The sequence below is a fragment of the Shimia sp. genome (assembly GCF_965227725.1).
Lineage (GTDB): Bacteria > Pseudomonadota > Alphaproteobacteria > Rhodobacterales > Rhodobacteraceae > Shimia.
Genome location: NZ_CBDDGH010000006.1, coordinates 655,441 through 675,036, shown reverse-complemented (window position 1 = coordinate 675,036; position 19,596 = coordinate 655,441). Strand labels below are relative to the sequence as shown.

17 protein-coding genes and 1 tRNA gene are annotated in these 19,596 nt (G+C 59.7%); 7 read left to right on the top strand and 11 right to left on the bottom strand.

Annotated features, from left to right (window positions below):
* Positions 1–3: 3 nt before the first annotated feature.
* The 3 genes from ACO07T_RS20850 (at position 4) to ACO07T_RS20840 (ending at position 2,638) form a co-directional block, all read left to right on the top strand.
* The gene (locus ACO07T_RS20850; RefSeq protein ID WP_422050988.1) at positions 4–1,263 is read left to right on the top strand and encodes a hypothetical protein; all 1,260 of its coding nucleotides are present in this window, start codon (positions 4–6) and stop codon (positions 1,261–1,263) included.
* 147 nt (positions 1,264–1,410) lie between these two features.
* Positions 1,411–1,488, top strand: a tRNA-Arg gene (locus ACO07T_RS20845).
* 358 nt (positions 1,489–1,846) lie between these two features.
* Positions 1,847–2,638, top strand: a complete 792-nt coding sequence (locus ACO07T_RS20840) for a hypothetical protein (RefSeq protein ID WP_422050987.1) — start codon at positions 1,847–1,849, stop codon at positions 2,636–2,638.
* A 283-nt stretch (positions 2,639–2,921) separates the two neighbouring features.
* Here ACO07T_RS20840 and ACO07T_RS20835 read toward each other — a convergent pair whose 3' ends face one another.
* Genes ACO07T_RS20835 through ACO07T_RS20800 form a run of 8 tightly spaced genes read right to left on the bottom strand, consistent with a single transcriptional unit; the run spans position 2,922 to position 10,042 of the window.
* A complete protein-coding gene (locus ACO07T_RS20835) occupies positions 2,922–3,365 on the bottom strand; it encodes an SRPBCC family protein (protein WP_422050986.1) in 444 nt (147 codons plus the stop codon).
* Entirely contained in the window at positions 3,365–4,225 is an 861-nt protein-coding gene (locus ACO07T_RS20830; RefSeq protein ID WP_422050985.1) for a phosphoenolpyruvate hydrolase family protein, read from the bottom strand. The genes ACO07T_RS20835 and ACO07T_RS20830 overlap by 1 nt, the downstream gene beginning before the upstream one ends.
* 1 nt (position 4,226) lies before the next feature.
* A complete protein-coding gene (locus ACO07T_RS20825) occupies positions 4,227–5,435 on the bottom strand; it encodes a Tm-1-like ATP-binding domain-containing protein (RefSeq protein ID WP_422051061.1) in 1,209 nt (402 codons plus the stop codon).
* A 28-nt stretch (positions 5,436–5,463) separates the two neighbouring features.
* On the bottom strand, positions 5,464–6,183 hold the full coding sequence (locus ACO07T_RS20820; protein WP_422050984.1) for an ABC transporter ATP-binding protein: 720 nt from the start codon (positions 6,181–6,183) through the stop codon (positions 5,464–5,466).
* Positions 6,173–6,946, bottom strand: coding sequence for an ABC transporter ATP-binding protein (locus ACO07T_RS20815; RefSeq protein ID WP_422050983.1), 774 nt, complete (start codon positions 6,944–6,946; stop codon positions 6,173–6,175). Before ACO07T_RS20815 ends, ACO07T_RS20820 begins: the two co-directional genes overlap by 11 nt.
* Complete coding sequence (locus tag ACO07T_RS20810; RefSeq protein WP_209065703.1) at positions 6,937–8,175, bottom strand: ABC transporter substrate-binding protein; 1,239 nt, start codon at positions 8,173–8,175, stop codon at positions 6,937–6,939. The genes ACO07T_RS20815 and ACO07T_RS20810 overlap by 10 nt, the downstream gene beginning before the upstream one ends.
* 26 nt (positions 8,176–8,201) lie before the next feature.
* Positions 8,202–9,176 carry a branched-chain amino acid ABC transporter permease gene (locus ACO07T_RS20805; RefSeq protein ID WP_422050982.1) on the bottom strand — a complete coding sequence of 325 codons (975 nt, stop codon included), beginning with the start codon at positions 9,174–9,176 and terminating at the stop codon, positions 8,202–8,204.
* Positions 9,176–10,042, bottom strand: coding sequence for a branched-chain amino acid ABC transporter permease (locus tag ACO07T_RS20800; protein ID WP_422050981.1), 867 nt, complete (start codon positions 10,040–10,042; stop codon positions 9,176–9,178). The genes ACO07T_RS20805 and ACO07T_RS20800 overlap by 1 nt, the downstream gene beginning before the upstream one ends.
* Before the next feature lie 187 nt (positions 10,043–10,229).
* Between ACO07T_RS20800 and ACO07T_RS20795 the strand changes: the two genes are divergently transcribed.
* Entirely contained in the window at positions 10,230–10,871 is a 642-nt protein-coding gene (locus ACO07T_RS20795) for a phosphoenolpyruvate hydrolase family protein (protein WP_422050980.1), read from the top strand.
* Entirely contained in the window at positions 10,868–12,583 is a 1,716-nt protein-coding gene (locus ACO07T_RS20790) for a phosphoenolpyruvate hydrolase family protein (protein ID WP_422050979.1), read from the top strand. The genes ACO07T_RS20795 and ACO07T_RS20790 overlap by 4 nt, the downstream gene beginning before the upstream one ends.
* Positions 12,584–13,693: 1,110 nt before the next feature.
* On the opposite strand, the gene ACO07T_RS20785 is transcribed toward ACO07T_RS20790, so the two are convergent.
* Both ACO07T_RS20785 and glpD read right to left on the bottom strand, forming a co-directional pair.
* Entirely contained in the window at positions 13,694–15,910 is a 2,217-nt protein-coding gene (locus ACO07T_RS20785; RefSeq protein WP_422050978.1) for an NADP-dependent isocitrate dehydrogenase, read from the bottom strand.
* 187 nt (positions 15,911–16,097) lie between these two features.
* Positions 16,098–17,681 carry a glycerol-3-phosphate dehydrogenase gene (glpD, locus tag ACO07T_RS20780; RefSeq protein WP_422050977.1) on the bottom strand — a complete coding sequence of 528 codons (1,584 nt, stop codon included), beginning with the start codon at positions 17,679–17,681 and terminating at the stop codon, positions 16,098–16,100.
* A gap of 158 nt (positions 17,682–17,839) precedes the next feature.
* On the opposite strand from glpD, the gene ACO07T_RS20775 reads away from it, so the two are divergent.
* Entirely contained in the window at positions 17,840–18,598 is a 759-nt protein-coding gene (locus ACO07T_RS20775) for a DeoR/GlpR family DNA-binding transcription regulator (protein WP_422050976.1), read from the top strand.
* A gap of 111 nt (positions 18,599–18,709) precedes the next feature.
* Positions 18,710–18,985: a helix-turn-helix domain-containing protein gene (locus ACO07T_RS20770; protein ID WP_422050975.1), complete on the top strand. Its 276-nt coding sequence runs from the start codon at positions 18,710–18,712 to the stop codon at positions 18,983–18,985.
* A gap of 30 nt (positions 18,986–19,015) precedes the next feature.
* Here ACO07T_RS20770 and ACO07T_RS20765 read toward each other — a convergent pair whose 3' ends face one another.
* Positions 19,016–19,474, bottom strand: a complete 459-nt coding sequence (locus ACO07T_RS20765; protein WP_247742979.1) for an Lrp/AsnC family transcriptional regulator — start codon at positions 19,472–19,474, stop codon at positions 19,016–19,018.
* Positions 19,475–19,596 lie beyond the last annotated feature (122 nt).

Genomic DNA, 19,596 nt, shown 5'->3' with positions numbered 1-19,596 from the left:
ACCATGCGCAGACAAACACTTGTGATGTTGCTTGCCACCTGCCTGAGCGCAGAGCTGTTTTCCGGTCCGGTACTGGCGCGCGGAAACCACTACGGTTGGTGTCGCGGTGTCGGCAATCCACACCAGTCCGCGCAGGGATGCGGTCAATCCGGATCACAGCACCACAATACCCAAACCTCGGGGCCTTCAAGCCCGACAGCCACCCAACTGCCCCCCAAAGGCACGCCCAGCACGCCGCAATCTGTCGCGGTACCTGTGTTGGCCCCCACAGCGGTGCCTGTTTTGGCACCGCAAAGAACGCCGATTGCAACGCCGGTGGCCATCCCGCCTCAGGTGCCGCCCTTGATTGTCGCGCCACCCCTTGCACCGCAGGCCACGCCTCAGGCAACCCCGACGCCCACTCCCGTGGCTGTCCCCAACGCCGTGCCCACGCCGGTGATCGCACCGCCGCTGGTCCCGCAAGCGGTGCCGCAGGCTGTGCCACCACAGGCGCCACGCCCGATTGCGACGCCCCAACCGATACCACAAGCGAACCCGCAGCCAACCGCGATCCCGACACCCACGCCCACGGCGGTTCCCACTGCGGTGCCGCCGTTGCCAAACGCGCCGGTCCCAACGCCACAGGCGGTGCCCCAAGCCACACCCATCGCGATCCCTTACGCGGTGCCTGCCCGCATTCCACAGCGCGTTCCTGCTGTGATTGCGACCCCAACCGCAACGCCGCAGGCGATCCCTCAGGCGACACCGACACCCCTGCAAACCCCAATAAAAACACCGGTGCCGACACCCGTGGCGGTGCCCAACCAAATCCCTCAGGCCATTCCCCAGCCTGTTGCCAGCACCGCGAAACCTACGGCGACCCATCTGGCGGTTCCCGGTCACAAGTCGCCCACCGGATATGCGGTCATTGTGCGTCCGAAGCCCCGCCCGGCAAAGCTCACCGCCCCCTCAGGGCAGGCCGCGGCTTCCGCCACTCATCAGCCAAAAATCCAATCCGCACCCAAGAAGTTTCAGCACATCGCCGCCGTACCAGGACGGCACGCGCCACATGATCCCCCGCGCTTCAAGGAGAGCGCTTCAGGTGAGGAATGGGAATGTGTCGCCAGCGGCTTTGGGCCACGCCGCATGGCAAATGAGAGAGGTCAATTGCTGGCGTCAGGCGCGCTCCGCCACATCGGCAATGTGGACGCAATGGCAAGAGACGTTCCCGCGCGCCACTTGAAACACTCCGGCTGCATCATCTCAATCAAACGGCGCAAATAGACAGCCTGACAGCGGTTTGCGCGAGATCGTATCAGCGCATCAAACAGTCGCACAGCCCAGCCGGATTACCAGACGGCAAATTCACCAGTAAGAGCGGCGCTCCTCTGTTGACATGCCGTCAAGGCCTATCTAATTACCTCCGTTACCGGGCCCTTAGCTCAGCTGGATTAGAGCAGGGAACTTCTAATTCTCAGGTCGGGGGTTCGAGTCCTCCAGGGCTCGCCATTTGTCCTTTTTCTGCTGTAAATCGACGCCCAAACACCAACGTTTCGACGGGCATTGGTTTATTAAGGCGTTGGCGACGTACTGCTAAGGCGAAGCACAGTTCATTTCGGAAAGGAGGCGGGAATAAACGATCTTCTGCCTCGTAGACCGTACCCCTGAAGCTGCGCTCTGGAAACCTCTCAACGGCACCGGCGCGTTCTTCGCCTTGCCGGTTGCGGAGGCAGTGACCCTCGCACTGGCTCTGGTTCCATTCGGCAATAGAGACCGTGGCGAGACCTCCTCCTGCCCGCAGTTTCCAGTCAGACATCACAGGACGCGCCGGTAAACGGTTTATCAAGCCTATTTCCTCATATTCCGTTTGAAAAATCCCGCCAGCAGAAAGCCGGTCCCAATGCCTATTGCCTCATCCTTGCGTTTCAGCCTTCTGGCTCTCGGCCTCGCGGCGTCCGATGTGCAGGCAAACAGTGTCTCATTGATCCAAAACGGCTTCTTTGCGCAGCGCGCTTCCTTTGACGATACCTCTTCCTTGGTGCCGAACCGTACCGCTCTCGCGCAACCGTCCGGCGCCGATGTCAGCCGCGGTGCGGTGGCCTTGCGCCCCGGCGCCGCCAGCCTTTTCCGGGGTCGTGCCAGTGGCGGTCTTTTTGCGCCGGTCCAGGTGCAGGTCCTGCCGTCCGCAGCCAAGCAGCTCATGACTCTGATTGCAGGAGCAGAAGCGGGCAAGGCTGGCTATGATGCGGTGCAGCATGGCGCCCGGACCCGGCCCGCTAAACGGCCAACGGAAATGACAATCGCCGAGATTTATCAATGGATTGACGCCACCCCGGGCCAGCCCCATGCGATCGGGCGCTATCAGCTTATCCCCGCCACTTTGCGCCGTCTTGTGCGCCATCAGGAGGTGCCGCACAGCGAAGTTTTTGATCCTGAGCTGCAGGACCAGCTGGCACACCAGCTGTTGGAAGAGGCCGGCTTCAGCGATTTCCTCGCCGCTGAAATGCCGCGTGGGGACTTTATGCTCAATCTGGCCAAGATCTGGGCCGGCTTGCCCACGTCAAACGGCAAATCCTACTACGAAGGCTATGCCGGCAATAGCGCTGTCTACACGTGGGACTATTTCGACAGCCACTTTAGAAAGATCTTTCCGGGCTAGCGATTGAGTTGGGTCGGAAGGGGACGTTGCATTGTCGTTTGAAAGTTCGAACTGGATGAACGACAGGCGGGACTTTCGCAACAATCGCGCCCAAAACGCCCCAAGTAGCGGCCAACAGCACTACATTGCTACGCCGAATTCAGAGCAATGTCGGCACTCTACGCGACGCCTCCAACCAGATCATCGCCACGCCGGTTTCGCCAAAACTCAGTAAATTCTTGGCTATGACAGAGACGAGGAAGTTGCTGGCTGATATACAATCGGCCAGCCAGCAAGCAAAACCTCAGATCTTGAAGCTGTCCTCGAGAGCACGAAACCCGCCGATAAACACATCATTGGCCACGAAATCATGCCAATGCTGACTCTGACCGTCTCCGGCCTCAAAATCTGCCCACCATTCCGCAAAAGTCTCGTTGCGGTCAGTGATCGGCGTGAATTTCATCTTGGCGATGTAGTTCACAAACGGCAAAGGCCCATTGGGGAGCATGTCATATGACAACGTATGCTCGAGATCGGAGATCGCCAGCAGCGTTTCGCGGATGCGGCCAGAGCCATCGGTTAGGGCAAAGTTGCGCACGCAGCCCACCTCGCCATTGGCATGCCCCTCTTCGATCTTACTGTCCGTGGCGGCGGGATGCCAGCTCGGCAGCCCATTAAAATCGCGCACCCGCTCCCAGACCTGCGCCACCGGCACGGCGATAACGGTAGAAGAATAAGCTTTAATCATCAGGCAACTCCCTTTTTGACGGCGGCCCCGCGACGCATCGCGCCGAATTTTGCGGTTTGCTCGGAAATGGCGCGCTCGGTCGGCAAGCGCTCCATCGATGAGGCACCATAGAACCCATGACAGTCAGGGCAAAGATCAAGGAAGGCTTGCGCATCCTCAGGCTCGGCCAGTGGGCCGCCATGGCAGATAAAAATCAGGTCGTCGCGGTGCGCACGGGCCGCAGCGGCCCATTCATCATAAAGGCGCGCGCAGTCTTCGATTGCTGGTGCGCTATCGCCCGCGCCGATTGCGCCACCTGTGGTCAGGCCGAAATGCGCCACAATGACATCTGCGCCCGCTTTGGCCATGTCCGCTGCATTCTCAGCGCTGAACACATATGGCGTCGTCAGCAGATCACGCTGGCGCGCCTTGGCAATCATCTCAACTTCCATCTCATAAGACATGCCCGTCGCTTCAAGCTCCTGACGGAAGCGACCGTCAATGATGCCCACTGTGGGGAAATTCTGAACACCGGCAAAGCCCATGCCTGCCAAATCATCGAGAAACTCATCCATGATGCAGAACGGGTCGGTCGCGTTCACACCCGCCAAAACCGGAGTTTTTTTCACCACGGGCAGCACTTCGCGCCCCATGTCTTTGACGATCTCATTGGCGTTGCCATAAGACATATAGCCTGCAAGCGAGCCACGACCGGCCATGCGATAGCGGCCTGAATTGTAGATGACAATCAGGTCAATTCCGCCTGCTTCTTCGCATTTGGCCGACAGGCCCGTGCCCGCGCCGCCGCCGATGATGACCTTCTCTGCCGCGATCTTCGCGCGCAACCGATCAAGGATGTCTTTGCGTCCTGTAACCGCCATGTCAGCTGTCCTTTTCCGTATAGATTTCTTTGAATCTGCTGATCGCCGCCGTGGCGAAAGCAGGATCGTTGATATGCATGTCCAGCTCGACAAGCTGGCGATCTGCCGTGATTTTCACGGTGTCGCGCAACGCCTGAAAAAGCGCGGCGTTTGCCTCTGGATCGTGGAAGGCACCGCCTTCGATATCGAGCGCCGAGACCCCGCGCAGCGGCAGCAAGAAGCGCACCGGCCCTTTGCAGGCATTGAGCTTTTCACCAATCCACCGTCCGATCTGGGCGCATTCCTCGGCTGTGGACCGCATCAATGTCACTTGAGCGTTGTGGTGATAAAACGTGCGTCCCTTGAACTCGGCCGGCACGGACTCTGGCGACCAGAAATTCGCCATATCGAGCGCGCCGCAAGAGCCTACGTAAGGGATTTCGGTGCGGGCCACGGCATCCAGCCGCTCTTCACCCGCAGACAGAAATCCGCCCACAATCAGGTCGCATATTTCGGTGGTTGTGATGTCCAGCGCACCGGCGATCTCCCCCTGATCGATCAGCTGCTCCATTGAGCGACCACCAGAGCCAGTGGCGTGGAACACCAGACAATCAAACGCGCTCGACAATTCGTCGGTGATGGCCTGGACCGCTGGTGTGGTCACGCCAAACATCGAGAGGACCAAAGCCGGGCGATCATCTGCGCTCTCAGGAATGGCGTGGACCATCATGCCGGTCAGCGCATGGGCCGCATTGGCCAACAACTTGCGCGACACGCGGTTGATCCCGGACACATCCGTGACCGGATGGAACATATTCACATCCGACGCGCCCACATAGGCCGAGACATCGCCAGAGGCGAGCGTAGAGACCAACACCTTTGGAAGGCCAATGGGCAATGCCTGCATGGCAGGGGCAATAATGCCCGACCCGCCGGAGCCGCCCAGACCGATGATGCCGCCCAGATCCTCCTGCCCCAATACATAAGCCTCAAGCGCCTTGGACATTTCGACCACGGCGCGCCCGCGATCATTTACGAACACCGTGGCAGGGCCTTCAGGATGGCAGGCCGCGACGGTTGCCGCGCTGACATCCGCCACATCTTCGCCGCCTTTGGTGCCGACATTGACCAGAACTGTCGGCGTTCCAGCAGCTTCAATCAGATCGCGCACATACGACAGCTCCGCCGCCTTGGTGTCCGCCGTACCTACGACATAGGCTTTCTTGATCATCTTCACGTTCTTCTCCTCCTGCCGCGCCTCAGCCCGCCTGGCCAGGCTCAAGCCCCAGATGTCGCTTTTGCATGGCGGTATCTTCCTCAAGCGCCTGCGCGGTCATCCGCTCGACGACCTCGCCGCCGACCATGATCGCCACATCTTTGACCGAGGCCAAAGCCGCATGCAGGTTCTGTTCGACCAAAAGCACAGCGATGCCTTCTTGGGCGATTAATTCGATCAGTTTCACCACATCCGAAACAATTGCCGGGGCCAGCCCCTCGGTCGGCTCATCCAGAACCATCAGACGCGGGTTCAGCAACAGCGCGCGGCCGATGGCCAGCATCTGCTGCTCCCCGCCAGAGAGCGCATTGCCCAAATTTCGGCGACGTTCCTTAAGGCGCGGGAAGGTCTCGTAAACCCGGTCAATCGTCCACGCGCCGCCTTTGCGCGCCACGATTTTCAGGTGCTCTTCAACCGTCAGCGAGCGGAACACACGCCGCCCCTGCGGCACATAACCGATGCCCATGCTGGCGCGTTTTTCCGGGGCCAGCTCGGACAGATCAACGCCGTCAAAGCGGATCGTCCCGGCTGAGTTCGGATGCAGGCCCAAAATGGTGTTGCACAGGCTGGTCTTGCCCATGCCATTGCGCCCCAGAATGCCCAGAGGCCGGTCGCCCAGATTCAGATCCACCCCATGCAAAACATGGCTAGACCCATAGCGCAGGTCGAGCCCGCGTATTTCAAGCAAAGCGTCAGTGGCCATGTGCGCCCCCGATATAAACTTCATGCACCTGTTCATTGCGCATGATCTCGTCAGGTGCGCCTTCGGCCAGCATCCGGCCGTTATAGAGCACCGACACGCTCTCAGAGGTTTGCAACGCAATATCCATGTCATGCTCGATCAGCACGACAGTCACGTCTTTGGGCAGTGACATCAGCAATGCACTCAGCTTGGGGCGCTCCGCCGGAGACAGGCCTGCCGCCGGCTCATCAAGGAGCAGAATTTTAGGGTTCTCCGCCAGAGCAATGCCAATCTCGAGCTGTCGGCGCTGACCGTGGCTCAGCTCGGACACTTCGCGACTCAACACATCGGCGACACCGGCGACATGAGCCAGCCGCTCTGCCTCGACCATGCGTGCGTCGGTCTTGCGCACGGGCATGATCTGCCCCCAGCCGCCGCGCACCCCGGCCACCGCCAGAAACAGAGTTTCCTGAACGGTTAATCCGTTGAACAGATGGGCGTGCTGATACGTCCGGCGCAGCCCACGCCGAATACGTTTGTTGATCGGCTCGCGTGTCACATCTTTCCCAAAGAGGGTGATCGAGCCAGTCGATGCGCTCAGATCGCCGGTCAGCACGTTAAACAGGCTGGTCTTGCCCGCCCCGTTCGGACCAAGGATCGCGCGGCGTTCGCCGGGACGGACTGACAGGGTGATGTCCTGCACAGCCCAGAACCCGCCGAAGCGCTTGCCAATGCCCTGAGCTTCCAGGGCATTGACGGTGGTATTTGCAGCACTTACGGGCACGAAGGATTGTCCCGGCTCACCGGACCTGCGGCCAGGAAGGTCTCTTTGTCCTGCCCCAGCAGCTGGTTCACATCGCGCACAACTTTCACCACGCGGTTGCCCAGAGTGCCGTCTTCACGCTCAAACACTTCGGTCACAAAGTTGTCGACGATGCCGTTGCGGTTTTCGTCCAGACGCATGGTGCCGCCGGTCGGGGTGACAAAGGTCAGATCGGTCAGAGCCGCGCGGAACGCTTCCTGATCGCTCGACAGATCCGCGTCCACCTCGTCCAGCGCCAGCATCGCCGCCTTGGCACTCATGTAGTAGTGATGCGCAAAGATCGACGGGGCCGAGAAGCCATCGGGAAAGGCTTCGGTGTAGCTGGCAGTGAAGGCTTTCCACTCTTCGCCGTCATAATCGCTCACCGTCGGGGTGCCCGCAGGCGCGCCAACCAGAAGCTTCTTGAAAGGACCCTTGGAGTCGAGGATCGACTGGTCGATGGTGATTGAGCCGCCGATGATCGGCTTGTCGCCTCCCGCCTGGCTGTACTGCGTCAGGAAGTTGACCGCATCCGCGCCGCCAAGCGCGACAAAGATCGCGTCCACATCCTGTGGGATCGAATACACAACCGAGGAGTAATCCTTGTTCCCGATAGGGGTCCAGAACTTCTCAGGCACCTTGCCACCGGCTTTGCAGTACTCGCTCATAAAGCCCAGAACCTGCGTGTAGGGGAAGGAATAGTCCTCGGCGATCACGGCCACCGTTTCATAGCCCATTTCGTTGTAGGCGTAGTCGCCCACACCCACCATCCACTGGGCACCGTCGCCGCCAAAGCGGAAGAAGTTTTCGGAGCTGTCACGCAGCGTGGTGTCCTGCGCGGCCGAAGAGCCGTTGAGGAAGGTCACAGCCGGGTAAGATTTGGACAGATCGCGCAGCGCCAGACCTTCGGACCCCGAAAGCGGGCCCACGATCATGTCAACGCCATCCTGCTCGATCAGCTTGCGGGCTGCGTTTACGGCGCTGTCAGGGCTTGCGTCCGAAGACATGGTGATCACTTCAATGGACTTGCCGTCCACTTCACCGCCCACTTCTTTTACCGCCAATTCGGCGCCACGGATCCCATCCTGACCCAGCGCGGCAAAAGCGCCTTCAAGGATCGAGATCACTCCGATTTTGATGTCGGCGGCCGAGGCCGGCATGGCCATCGCGCTGAGCGCGAGCACCGATGCTGCGAGTTTGAGCTTGTTCATGTTAAGGTTCCTCCCTTTTGATTTGCTCAATTTGTTGTCTTGGGCGCTGGCTGCGGTGGAGTCGGGCGCAGGCGTGCACCCCAGTCCGTCACAAGCTGCTGCAACCCGTTGGGCGCCGCGATCACGATCAGCAACAGAACGGCGCCGATCAGTGTGTTGAAGCGTTCGCGGTCAATCAGATCGACGGCAAAAGTGTCGAGCAGGACAAAGACCACCGCTCCGACAAACGCCCCGCTAGGGTGACGCAGGCCACCGATCACCGCGATGATCAGCAGGTCGATGATGGGCCCGAGCCCGACCGAGAAGGATGAAACGCGCTCCTGATACCAGGCGTTCAGAATGCCGCCGGTCCCGGCCAGAAAACCCGAGAAGGCGAAGGCTGCGACGATCGGCGTGGTGACTGAAATGCCCAGGGCGAGCACGCGCCCCGGCGCGTCACGCACGGCCTGGATGGCCAAACCCAGAGGCGAGCGGACAAAGCCGTTGACCAGCACCAGCGCAATCACGGCAATTGCCAATGAGAGAAGGTAAAGCGGCAGCGGATCACGCAGGCTCATGTCGCCAATCATCGGAGCGCGCACGCCGGAGAAACCGGTCCAACCATTAAAGAAGGTGTAGTTCTGGCGAGTGAAGTAGAAGAAGGCCACGCCAATCGCCAAGGTGATCATGATGGCGTAGATCCCGCGCGACCGACGCGCGATCAGGCCGACAATTGCACCCGAAAGGGTCGCCAAAACCAAGGCCAGCGGCACCGTCAGCCAAAATGAAAGTTCAGTGCCCACACCCACAGTGTTCGGCCCGAAATAGGCAACTGTGTATCCCGCCACGCCGGCCAACGTCGCTTGCGCAAAGGAGACAACGCCCAGATAGGTGGCCAGAAAGCTCAGGCTCAGCGCCATCACTCCAAGGATCAGCGCGCGGGTCGCAACCTGGGTCAGCCAGAAATCATTGAGCATCAGAGGCAGGAGCAAAAGCGGGGTCAGGATTGCAGCGTGTTTCATTATTGTTCGGCCTTTCCAAGCAGCCCCTGCGGGCGCACCGCGAGAACCAGCACCATGATTGCGAAGGTGAAAACGACCCCATAGGTCGGCGCATAGGCGAGCCCGTATTGCTCGGCGAGCCCCACCAAAAGCGCCCCAAGCGCCGCACCACCGATTGAGCCCATGCCGCCCACGATCACCACAACAAGCGACGACAGCAGGAATTGCAGATCCGTGCCCGGTGCAATCGACAACGCACTCGCCGCAACCACACCGGCCATGCCAGCCAGCAAACCACCAAGGGCAAAGACCAGAACAAAGATGCGATTGATCGGATAGCCAAGTGCCCGCAGCATGTCTTGGTCATCCACGCCTGCGCGGATCACGGCGCCAAATCGGGTCTTTTGGATCAAGAGCCACAGCGCAATGCCCGCCACCAAGGCAAAGCCCATCAGCGCCAGACGGATATTGGCATAGCCCACGCCGAGGATCGGCAAACGCTGACCGCCCGCCAACGCCTCCGGCAGCTCAACCTGATAGGTGATGCCGCCCCAATACCACAGCATCAGGTCCGCCATGATGATCGAAATCGCAATGGAAGCCAGCGTCTGGCGCAGTTCGTCGCCCTGCATCCAGCCAAGAACGCCGAACTGAACCAGCGCCCCTGCCAGGGCCGCCGCAACACCACCGCCCATGACGCCAAGCGCCCAGGAGCCGGTGAGGTCAACAACGCTATACCCGACATAGCCGCCCAACAGCAAAAGCGCGCCATGCGCCATATTCACGGTCCGCATCAGACCGAAGATGAGGCTAAAGCCGCTGGCTGCGAGAAAGTAGAGCGCTGCCAGCGTCAAACCGTTCAAGGTGACAATAAGAAAAAGTGTCATGAGTCCTCCGTTGGCGAAGACCATGCCGGAAATTTCTGCAAGGGCGCAGGTTTTGATGAATTGTTACGCGAAAAATTAGTCTTTATTTTCAAGCCCTTAAAGAAACATCAAGAAGCCTTCCTTTACAAAAATCGGAATTTTTCAGAATTTACTTCCAATTAAGACCTGTTTCTTCCTACAAATCGGAATGCAGAAACTGACCCTGACCGGACATTGCGTCACAGCACCTGCCCCGCGAAACCGCATCTATTGCCCTGCGCTTGATGGCCTGACACCCCGTCAGGCAGATATGTCTTTTGTGATGCCGCGCATGGACCACAACCGGGCGCTGCGCGAAACGGCGAACCAGGGCGACTGGGCGTCAATACTGGCCAGCGATCCGTTCGGCTCCACCTCCGCCTTCTTCGCACGCCTCAAAGAGCTGGGGTACAAAGGCGTGGCAAACTGGCCCTCCTCGATCCTTTTGGAAGGCATCTTAAAAGAGACAATGGCCACAATCCCCGCCACGCCAGAGTTTGAATATGACGTTCTCGCGTCAGCGCAGCGCGCGGGTTTGGATGCGATAGCGTTCTTTCTGTCATTGCAACAGGCGCGTGCAGCCATGCAGGCCGGTCTCAAGCGGTTGGTGCTGCACCCGGGATTGCTGGTCTCAGAAGGTGGCATCGCGCCAGACATGGTGCTCGGATCTCTGCAAAGGTTGATCAACGCGCTCAAATCTGAGGCCGAAACGGTCGAGGTGTTGGTCTACACATCCGCATGGCACGAAAGGTCATTGCCACTCAGCACGTTGACCGCTGACGGGGTGATCTGGTTCGGGGACGCGCCATGAGCACATCCGAAAAACCATTCCTTTTTGCAGCCGTTGTCGGCTCGGGCCTGACGGCAAAAGCCGCGGACAAAGCCGGCGCGGATTACTTGCTTGCGCTCAACGCAGGCCGGTTCAGAGTGCAAGGTGCATCATCACTGACCAGCTTCCTTCCGGTCCGTTCCGCCAATGATTGGGTGATCGAATTCGCTGAACGTGAAATGCTCGGCCGCTGCGATGCCCCGTTGACGGCTGGATACTCCGTAAGTGACCCAACCCTCGATATCGAAAACCTGGTCAGCCGCACCCGCGATCTGGGCTTTTCCGGCATCTGCAACTTTCCCTCCACAACCCTGCTTGACGGGCGCATTTCCGAAGTTCTGGAGCAAGAGGGTTTGGGCTTTGCGCGTGAGCTTGACCTCGTGCGCCTCGCCTCCAAGGCCGGGCTGACCTCTTTCGCATATGTACGCACGAACCAACAGGCGCGCAGGATGGTTGATGCGGGTGCCACAGCGATCTGCGTGAATGTCGGCTTTACCAGCGGCGCGACCGGGGTCAGCACCCATTTGACCTTGGACACTGCCGCCCGGTTGATCGACCGTGTGCTGGAAGGGGTGCCCGCCACCGTCGACAAGCTCTGCCACGGCGGCCCAATCACCTCTCCCGAAGAGGCCTTGGCCGTCACGCGCATCTGCAGGGTCGAAGGCTTTGTGGCCGGCTCCACGCTGGACCGCTTGCCTGTCGAGCAAACCCTGAACGAAGTGACGCGCGGCTTCACCGCCATCCCCGCGCTGGCGCGCAGCTCCTCCAGCTCAGAAAGTTCCGGCCACGACCTCGTCGGCTCGTCCCATGCCATGCAAAACATCCGCGCTGATCTCAATGACCTTGCTCACGCGGATGTCCCCGTTCTGCTCGTCGGAGAAACCGGCACAGGCAAAAGCCGCGCCGCACTGCACCTTCATGAAAGCGGCCCCGCCGCGCGGCGTCAGCCGGTTGTGGTCGACTGTCCTGCCCTGACATCAGAAGATGGCGCAACCTATCTGTTGGGACGCGGCGGCGGCAGCAGCGGCAGCCAGCGAGGCGCGCTTGAACAGGCGGCGGGCAGCACGGTGATCCTTGACGAAGTCTCAGCCCTGGCCTTGGACCATCAGGGCAAGCTCATAAAATTCGCGGATGAAAGGGTCGTGCAACGCGTCGGCGATCATACCCTACGCGATGTGTCGGCCCGGATAATTTCCACCACCTGCGAACAGCTTGACGAGATCGCTGAGACTGGCGCATTTCGCCGTGATCTGTTTTATCGCCTCTCCGGTCACGAAGTCATCCTGCCCCCGCTGCGCGAGCGGGTGGATGACATCCCCGAGCTCGCCCTGCATCTGGGGCGCAAGCAGACCGGCATGGAACCAAAATTCTCAAACGCCGCCTTGCGCGCGCTTTTAGAGCATCCGTGGCCCGGCAATGTGCGCGAACTCGGCTTTGCCGTGCAGCGCGCCATCCGCAATGCAAATGGCGGCACCATCGACCTGCGCGCGGTCGAGTTCCTGCGCAGCAAGCCGCAAACGGCCCCTGCCACACCTGAAGAGCCCGCGCTCCCCGCAACCGCTAAATCGGAAAAAGAATGGATCGCCGAAGCCTTGGCCCGCAACGGCTTCCGCCGCGGCCAGACCGCCGCAGAGCTCGGCATCACCACACGTACGCTCTACAACAAAATCAAAAAACATGGTCTGCAGACCTGATGAAGCGGGGCATCCTTCAGAACTGAAGGAACCTGCAGCGCAGTCATGGCGCGATGCCTGACCAAAGCAGGTCTTTCGATCAACTTAGATCTGGGACGGTTAGATGTCTGCATTGTTGGCGGGTTTGCAAACTTAGTTCAACGCAAGAGCAGCATGCCCGACAGGCTTTATTCACGCCATAATTTCAAATTCATAGTGCTAACAGAGGTCGCACACATCGCTTGGCGGGTTGACTCCTGCCGTCTACGCCAACCTCAACCGAACCACTCGGCCTGCCTCGCTAGAGCTCCGCAAAGTCCGGCTCAGCAGGCCTTGGCCGCAACCAAACTAACAGAAAGAAACAGGAACGGATTCTGCACTTCAACGGCCCGGATCATAGGGCCGGGTCAAGTGCGAAGTTCCAAGGCGGCACAACCACGGAAGCCGACACCACCAACTTTAGAGAACAGGCGTTTTTGTCCGACGGCCTAATCATAGGAAAGATCTTGTCGCCCTTCCCAGGGGGCCGTCGTTATCAGAAAATCTTGGCGGATCTGAGAAGATACGAAGTAGAGCCTAGCATGTTGCGAACACAGCTACGCTTTAGTGACGACTTTGATTGGAAGCCGATTACGCACGGGTCACCTAGGGTCTTGGAAACACCTACCTATCGCGCATTTACCACTCAGACGACGATCTGGTAGCAGGCTTCCGTGTCTCGAAACTGGGGCGCTGTCGACCGGCTCCGCCCCTAAGGTCGCTCAGCAATCGTGAGGATTGTCTGGGTTTGGACTATTTGTCCTTGCCGCCACCGGGGGGGCGACCGCGGCCAGATGGGTTTCCTGTTGTAGACGGCCATCCGCCTGTGTTTCCTTGACCTTTACCCATCTCGAAATCCTCTCATTTGTTTGGCGAGGGGCATCAAGCACCTCATACAATAAACCTAATTCGATGATCTTTACGCGGGTAGTGGGTATGCGGTGACATTTGCTTACGTGGGCTTCTTTCAAGCGCGCTGATCAATGGTGAGATTGCTTAGCCGACCAGTTGTGCAAATGAATTTGAGACATTCAGAAAGCAAAAAGCCGCCCCTCTCGGGGCGGCTCTTAATTTCTCAACTCAAACCGACGCTTAGCCGATGATCGCGTTCAGTGTCGCGCTTGGGCGCATCACTTTGGCTTTCAGCTCCACAGACGGACGGTAGTAGCCGCCGATGTCTGCTGCCGGGCCTTGCGCTGCTGCGAACTCGGAGAGGATGGCTTCTTCGCCTTCTGCCAGCGCTTTGGCCACGCCTGCGAACTCTGCCGCCAGATCGGCGTCGTCAGACTGTGCTGCCAGAGCTTCGGCCCAGTAACGTGCAAACCAGTAGTGGCTGTCGCGGTTGTCAGGCTGGCCCACTTTGCGGGATGGGGAGCGGTTGTCGTCCAGAATGCCTTGGGTTGCGGCTTCGGCAGCGACACCCAGAACACCCGCTTTGGCGTTGCCTTTGACATCCGCGAGGAAGTTCAGGCTTTCACCCAGCGCACAGAACTCGCCCATGGAGTCCCAGCGCAGGTGGTTTTCTTCGACCAGCTGCTGAACGTGCTTGGGGGCAGAGCCGCCCGCGCCGGTTTCAAACAGACCACCGCCCTGCATCAGCTTCACGATGGAGAGCATTTTGGCCGACGTGCCCAGCTCAAGGATCGGGAAGAGGTCGGTCAGGTAGTCACGCAGCACGTTGCCGGTGATGGCGATGCTGTCGTTGCCCGCGGTGATTGTTTTGAGGGACTGTGCGGTTGCTTCGCGTGGCGCGAGGATCTGGAACAGGTCCGCTTTGCCCGCAGCTTCCAGCGCAGGTTTCACGTATTTGATCAGCTCGGCGTCATGGGCGCGGTTTGCGTCCAGCCAGAAGATCGCCTCGGAACCGGTCAGGCGCTGACGGTCCAGAGCCAGCTCGATCCAGTTCTCAATCGGTGCCTTCTTCACGGTGCAGGAGCGCCAGATGTCGCCTGCTTCAACGTCGTGGCTGTGCAGGGTGTCACCGTTGGCCAGAACAACACGGATGGTGCCGTCTGCTGGCGCTTCAAAGGTGGTTGGGTGGGAGCCGTACTCTTCCGCCTTCTGTGCCATCAGGCCCACGTTGGCAACGGAGCCCGCGGTGGTCACATCCAGCGCCCCGTTGGCTTTGAAGAAGTTCACGGTCTCATCGTAAACGGATGCGTAGCAGCGATCTGGAATCACACAGTTGGTGTCACCCTTGTTACCAGCCTCATCCCAGCCTTTGCCGCCTGCGCGGATCACGGCAGGCATGGAGGCGTCGATGATCACATCGGACGGCACGTGCAGGTTGGTGATGCCTTTGTCAGAATCCACCATATACATGGACGGACGCGCGAGCGCGGCGATCTCTGCTTTGATGGCGTCGGCGTTGTCGAGCGTGTCGATGGCTGCCAGAACAGCCCCCAGACCGGAGTTCGGGGAGCCGCCCGCCGCTGCGATGGCGTCGCCATGTGCATCCCAAACCGGACCAAGCCATGCTTTGACCGCGTGGCCGAAGATGATCGGGTCAGAGACCTTCATCATGGTGGCTTTCATGTGCAGGGAGAACATGGTGCCGTCAGCTTTGGTATCCTCAATCGCGTCAGCAAGGAACGCGCCGAGCGCTTTCGCGGACATGAAGGTCGCGTCAGCTACGGTGCCTTCTTCCAGCGGCCAGCCGTCTTTCAGAACGGTCACGGCGCCGTCTTTGGCCACAAATTCGATTTTCGCGTCACCAGCCTGATCGGCGGAGATGGTCGCGGAAACTTCGTTTGCGTAGAAGTCGTTGCCCGGCATGGAGGAGACTTTGGTTTTGCTGTCAGACGCCCAGGCACCCATGGAGTGCGGGTTGTTCTGTGCAAAGTTCTTCACTGCACGTGCGGAGCGGCGGTCGGAGTTGCCTTCGCGCAGCACAGGGTTCACAGCGGAACCTTTGATGCCGTCATAACGCGCGCGGATGGCTTTTTCTTCGTCAGACTGCGGATCTTCCGGGTAGGCCGGGATGTCGTAACCCTGCGCCTGCAGCTCTTCGATGGCCGCAACCAGCTGAGGCACGGAAGCGGAGATGTTTGGCAGCTTGATGACGTTGGCGTCTGGTGTTTTCACCAACTCGCCAAGCGCGGCCAGATCGTCAGACTGGCGCTGATCGTCGGTCAGGTTTTCCGGGAAGGTTGCGATGATGCGGCCGGCCAGCGAAATGTCCGGTGTGCCCACGGTGATGCCAGCGGCAGACACGAACTTGCGGATGATCGGCAGGAAGGAGGCAGATGCCAGCTCCGGCGCTTCGTCTACAATTGTATACAGAATGTCTGGTGTCTTGTTATCAGCCATATTTATCACAACCTTTTTTAAGTCAGGGGTGTCTCTAGATTTGCGGGTTCTGGGCAGAATGCCCGAAGTAATCCGTGTGGTCCTTCCGCCGTCGAGTGCTTTTGGCGGCAGCTAAAAGCCCGCACGACGGCATCGTGCGGGCTCGGTATAGGCCGCATGCGGCCAAAGATCAATTCCGCGATCTCTCTCAGGCGAAGGCTTTTTGCCGCGCAGCCTGCATATGGGCGTTGAGCGCCTCAATTTGTGCCTCTGAGAGCCGCAGGCCCAGCTTGGAGCGCCGCCAGACCACATCCTCGGCCGCCCGCGCATATTCCTTTTCCATCAGCCAGCGCACTTCGGCCTCTGTCAGGGTTGCGCCAAAATCGATCCCCAGATCCGCCGCTTCTTTGGCCTCGCCCAGCATGGTCTCGGCCTCGGTGCCATAGGCGCGGATCAGGCGTTTGGCCCAAGCCGGTGTCAGGAATGGATAGCGGCTTTGCAGCGCGGCTATCTTGCCTTCAACCTCATGCACCTGAAAATCACCGCCGGGCATCGCCACGCCCGCTGTCCACGGGGCGGTGGCTTCGGGGAAGAACGGCACAATCTTGGCCATCGCCGCCTCGGCCAGCTTGCGATAGGTGGTGATCTTGCCGCCAAAGACATTGAGCACCGGCGCGCCGTTGTCATCAAGCTTCAGCACATAGTCGCGGGTCGCCGCGGTCGCGGAGGAGGCGCCATCATCATAAAGCGGGCGCACACCTGAGTAGCGCCAGACAATGTCCTCCATCGTCACCGGCTTCTCAAAATAGTTTGAGGCAAAGTCACACAGATACTGCGCTTCTTCATCGGTGCAGGTCGGGGCTTCATCGGCGTTGGTATGCTCCTGATCGGTGGTCCCGATCAGCGTGAAATCTTCCTGATAAGGAATGGCGAAGATGATCCGGCCATCCTCACCCTGGAAGAAATAGCAGCGGTCGTGATCAAACAGGCGCTTGGTCACAATGTGCGAGCCGCGCACCAGACGCACGCCCGCAGAAGAGTTCTGTTTCAGTACACCTTGAATGACATCGGCCACCCACGGGCCACCCGCATTCACCAGCGCCTTGGCGCGGGCCGTGCGGCGGGCGCCGGTCTCCACATCTTCCATCTCGATCTGCCACAGACCATCGGTGCGCGCGGCAGAAAGCACCTTGGTGCGGGTATGGATCGTCGCGCCACGTGCTTCGGCATCGCGCGCGTTCAGAACAACCAGACGGCTGTCCTCGACCCAGCAATCGGAATATTCAAACGCCTTGGCAAATTTGCCCTTCAGCGGTTTGCCCGCCTCGTCCGACTTCAGGTCCACCGTGCGCGTGCCGGGCAGAATTTTGCGCCCCCCAAGGTTGTCATACATAAAGAGACCGAGACGGATCAGCCAGCTAGGGCGGCGGCCCTTCATCCACGGCATGACCAGCGACAGGATGCGCGATGTTGGCGTGTCATTGTCAAACCGCATGTCCTTATGCATCGGCAGCACAAAGCGCATCGGCCAGCTGATATGCGGCATCGCGCGCAGCAGGGTTTCCCGTTCAATCAGCGCCTCACGCACCAGACGCACCTCAAAATACTCCAGATAGCGCAGCCCGCCGTGAAACAGTTTGGTGGAGGCCGAAGAGGTCGCCCAGGCCAGATCGTTCATCTCTGCCAGTTCCACGGAGAGGCCGCGGCCCACCGCATCCCGTGCGATGCCGCATCCGTTGATGCCACCCCCGATCACAAAGAGATCTACGGTGCTGTCTGCCTGCGCTGTCATGGGATTCCCTTTCGCGGAACGCTTACGAACATTTTCGCGCATCTTCGAACATTTTCGCATCTGAGAGTCAAGAAAAACCACCTCTCCGGCATAGGTTTTCATTGTAAATTCACAAAAACCCTGCCACGGCTGAAATTGCAAAACGAAGATAACCGAACATGCACAGCAGTTTCCGCGACCGTGAAATCCTCGAAATCGCCCGCACAGAGGGCAAAGTGACCGTCGAAGGGCTGGCCGCGCATTTTGATGTGACCGTGCAGACCATCCGCCGCGATCTCACCCAGCTCGCCAATGCCGGGCGGTTGGAGCGCGTGCATGGCGGCGCGGTTTTGCCCTCAGGCGTGCGCAACATCGCTTATGAGGAGCGCAGCCGTGTGAATGCAGAGGCCAAAGCCGCCATGGCACAGGCCTGCGCTGCAGAAATCCCCAATGGCTCCGCACTCTTCATCAACATCGGCACCAGCACCGAGGCGCTGGCCCGCGCGCTTCTGGGCCATGACGGGCTATTGGTGGTCACCAACAACCTCAATGTGGCGCAAATCCTCTCCGGCAATGAGCGCTGTGACGTCTTGCTGACCGGTGGCAAACCCCGCCCCGAAGATGGCGGGCTTGTTGGCCCCATCGCAGAACGTATGGTGCGTGATTTTGCCTTTGATTACGCCATTCTGGGCTGCTCCGCGATCTCCGCAGACGGCGCAGCCTATGACTTTGCCATGGATGAAATCGCGGTGTCGCAGGCCGCGCATCTCGGCGCACGCGAAACCTGGCTTTTGGCCGATCACAGCAAATTCCAACGCAACGCCCCCGCGCGGATTTTGGATTTTGCCGAAGTAGACCGCCTGTTCACCGACGCGCTGCCTGAGGCGCTACAGGCCATCTGCGCAGAGAAAACCATCCGCGTGCAAGAAAGCGGCTAGGTTGGCAGACCGCAGGGTCTGGCAAAGGCGCACGGGGCCATCAGATCCGCTTGGCATTCGGTCTGCGCGGGCCTATGTAACACTATCACATTTTCTGCAGACAGGTGCCCCGTGACCGAGCTCACCATTGATCCTCAGCGTTTGAAATCCGTGCGCAAGGCACGCAAGCTCGGGCGCCCCAAGCTTGCCAAACTCACCAGCCTCACAGAGCGTCAATTGACCAAGCTTGAAACCGCCTCCAAAGGCGCAGCCTTGCCCGAGGCGACGGTGATCCGCATCGCAGGCGCGCTTGGCATCCCCGCGCTTGCGCTCACCGGTGAGCTACCGTTGATTGAGGATGATCTGCAGCCGGCAGCCAAAACCTCATCCTGCAGCTGCTGCAGCTAGGTTCGTCTCGGGCCGCGTCTGCCAGCGGCCCTAAACCGGCACCTGCAGCCCGGCTTTGACGCGATCTATCACCACATTGCTGTGAAACCGGCGAATGTTGGGGTTGTCGTTGAACACCCGGCGGCTGAACTCTTCATAGGCCGTCATATCCGGCGCGGTGACGACAAGAATAAAATCCGCCTGTCCGGTGACGTAGTAACATTGCTGCACATCATCCAGCTGCAGCATCGAGCGGCGGAACTCATCCAAAAGATCCGTGCGTTCCCGCTCCATTTCCACCTCCACAATGAAGGTCATGGGCCGCCCCACGGCCTTGGCGGACACCACCGAAATATCCGCTTCAATCACGCCAATCTCCCGCAGCCGCGTGACCCGCCGCTGCACGGCGGAGCGTGAGACCCCCGCGATCTCTCCCAGCTCATCTGCGGTCAGCCGGTTGTTCTTTTGCAGCGCGGTCAGCAGCCGCCGGTCCGTGTCATCCAATGTCATGGCCAATTTGGTCGCTCATGTCTGAAAATGAGAGCACATTGCCTCTTATTTGCCAATCTGAGGGCAGGATGCCCAGATCTTGGCGCTACCCTCTGCTCTGCACCTCTCTTCTGTCAACCCAA

Bases quoted from the DNA above. Each gene is read 5' to 3' on its own strand.
- ACO07T_RS20790 (WP_422050979.1), top strand. From the start codon at position 10,868: ATGAGCACATCCGAAAAACCATTCCTTTTTGCAGCCGTTGTCGGCTCG.
- ACO07T_RS20775 (WP_422050976.1), top strand. From the start codon at position 17,840: ATGCACAGCAGTTTCCGCGACCGTGAAATCCTCGAAATCGCCCGCACA.
- ACO07T_RS20850 (WP_422050988.1), top strand. From the start codon at position 4: ATGCGCAGACAAACACTTGTGATGTTGCTTGCCACCTGCCTGAGCGCA.
- glpD (WP_422050977.1), bottom strand. From the start codon at position 17,681: ATGACAGCGCAGGCAGACAGCACCGTAGATCTCTTTGTGATCGGGGGT.
- ACO07T_RS20825 (WP_422051061.1), bottom strand. From the start codon at position 5,435: ATGATCAAGAAAGCCTATGTCGTAGGTACGGCGGACACCAAGGCGGCG.
- ACO07T_RS20795 (WP_422050980.1), top strand. From the start codon at position 10,230: ATGCAGAAACTGACCCTGACCGGACATTGCGTCACAGCACCTGCCCCG.
- ACO07T_RS20785 (WP_422050978.1), bottom strand. From the start codon at position 15,910: ATGGCTGATAACAAGACACCAGACATTCTGTATACAATTGTAGACGAA.
- ACO07T_RS20805 (WP_422050982.1), bottom strand. From the start codon at position 9,176: ATGAAACACGCTGCAATCCTGACCCCGCTTTTGCTCCTGCCTCTGATG.
- ACO07T_RS20830 (WP_422050985.1), bottom strand. From the start codon at position 4,225: ATGGCGGTTACAGGACGCAAAGACATCCTTGATCGGTTGCGCGCGAAG.
- ACO07T_RS20810 (WP_209065703.1), bottom strand. From the start codon at position 8,175: ATGAACAAGCTCAAACTCGCAGCATCGGTGCTCGCGCTCAGCGCGATG.
- ACO07T_RS20765 (WP_247742979.1), bottom strand. From the start codon at position 19,474: ATGACATTGGATGACACGGACCGGCGGCTGCTGACCGCGCTGCAAAAG.
- ACO07T_RS20835 (WP_422050986.1), bottom strand. From the start codon at position 3,365: ATGATTAAAGCTTATTCTTCTACCGTTATCGCCGTGCCGGTGGCGCAG.
- ACO07T_RS20800 (WP_422050981.1), bottom strand. From the start codon at position 10,042: ATGACACTTTTTCTTATTGTCACCTTGAACGGTTTGACGCTGGCAGCG.
- ACO07T_RS20820 (WP_422050984.1), bottom strand. From the start codon at position 6,183: ATGGCCACTGACGCTTTGCTTGAAATACGCGGGCTCGACCTGCGCTAT.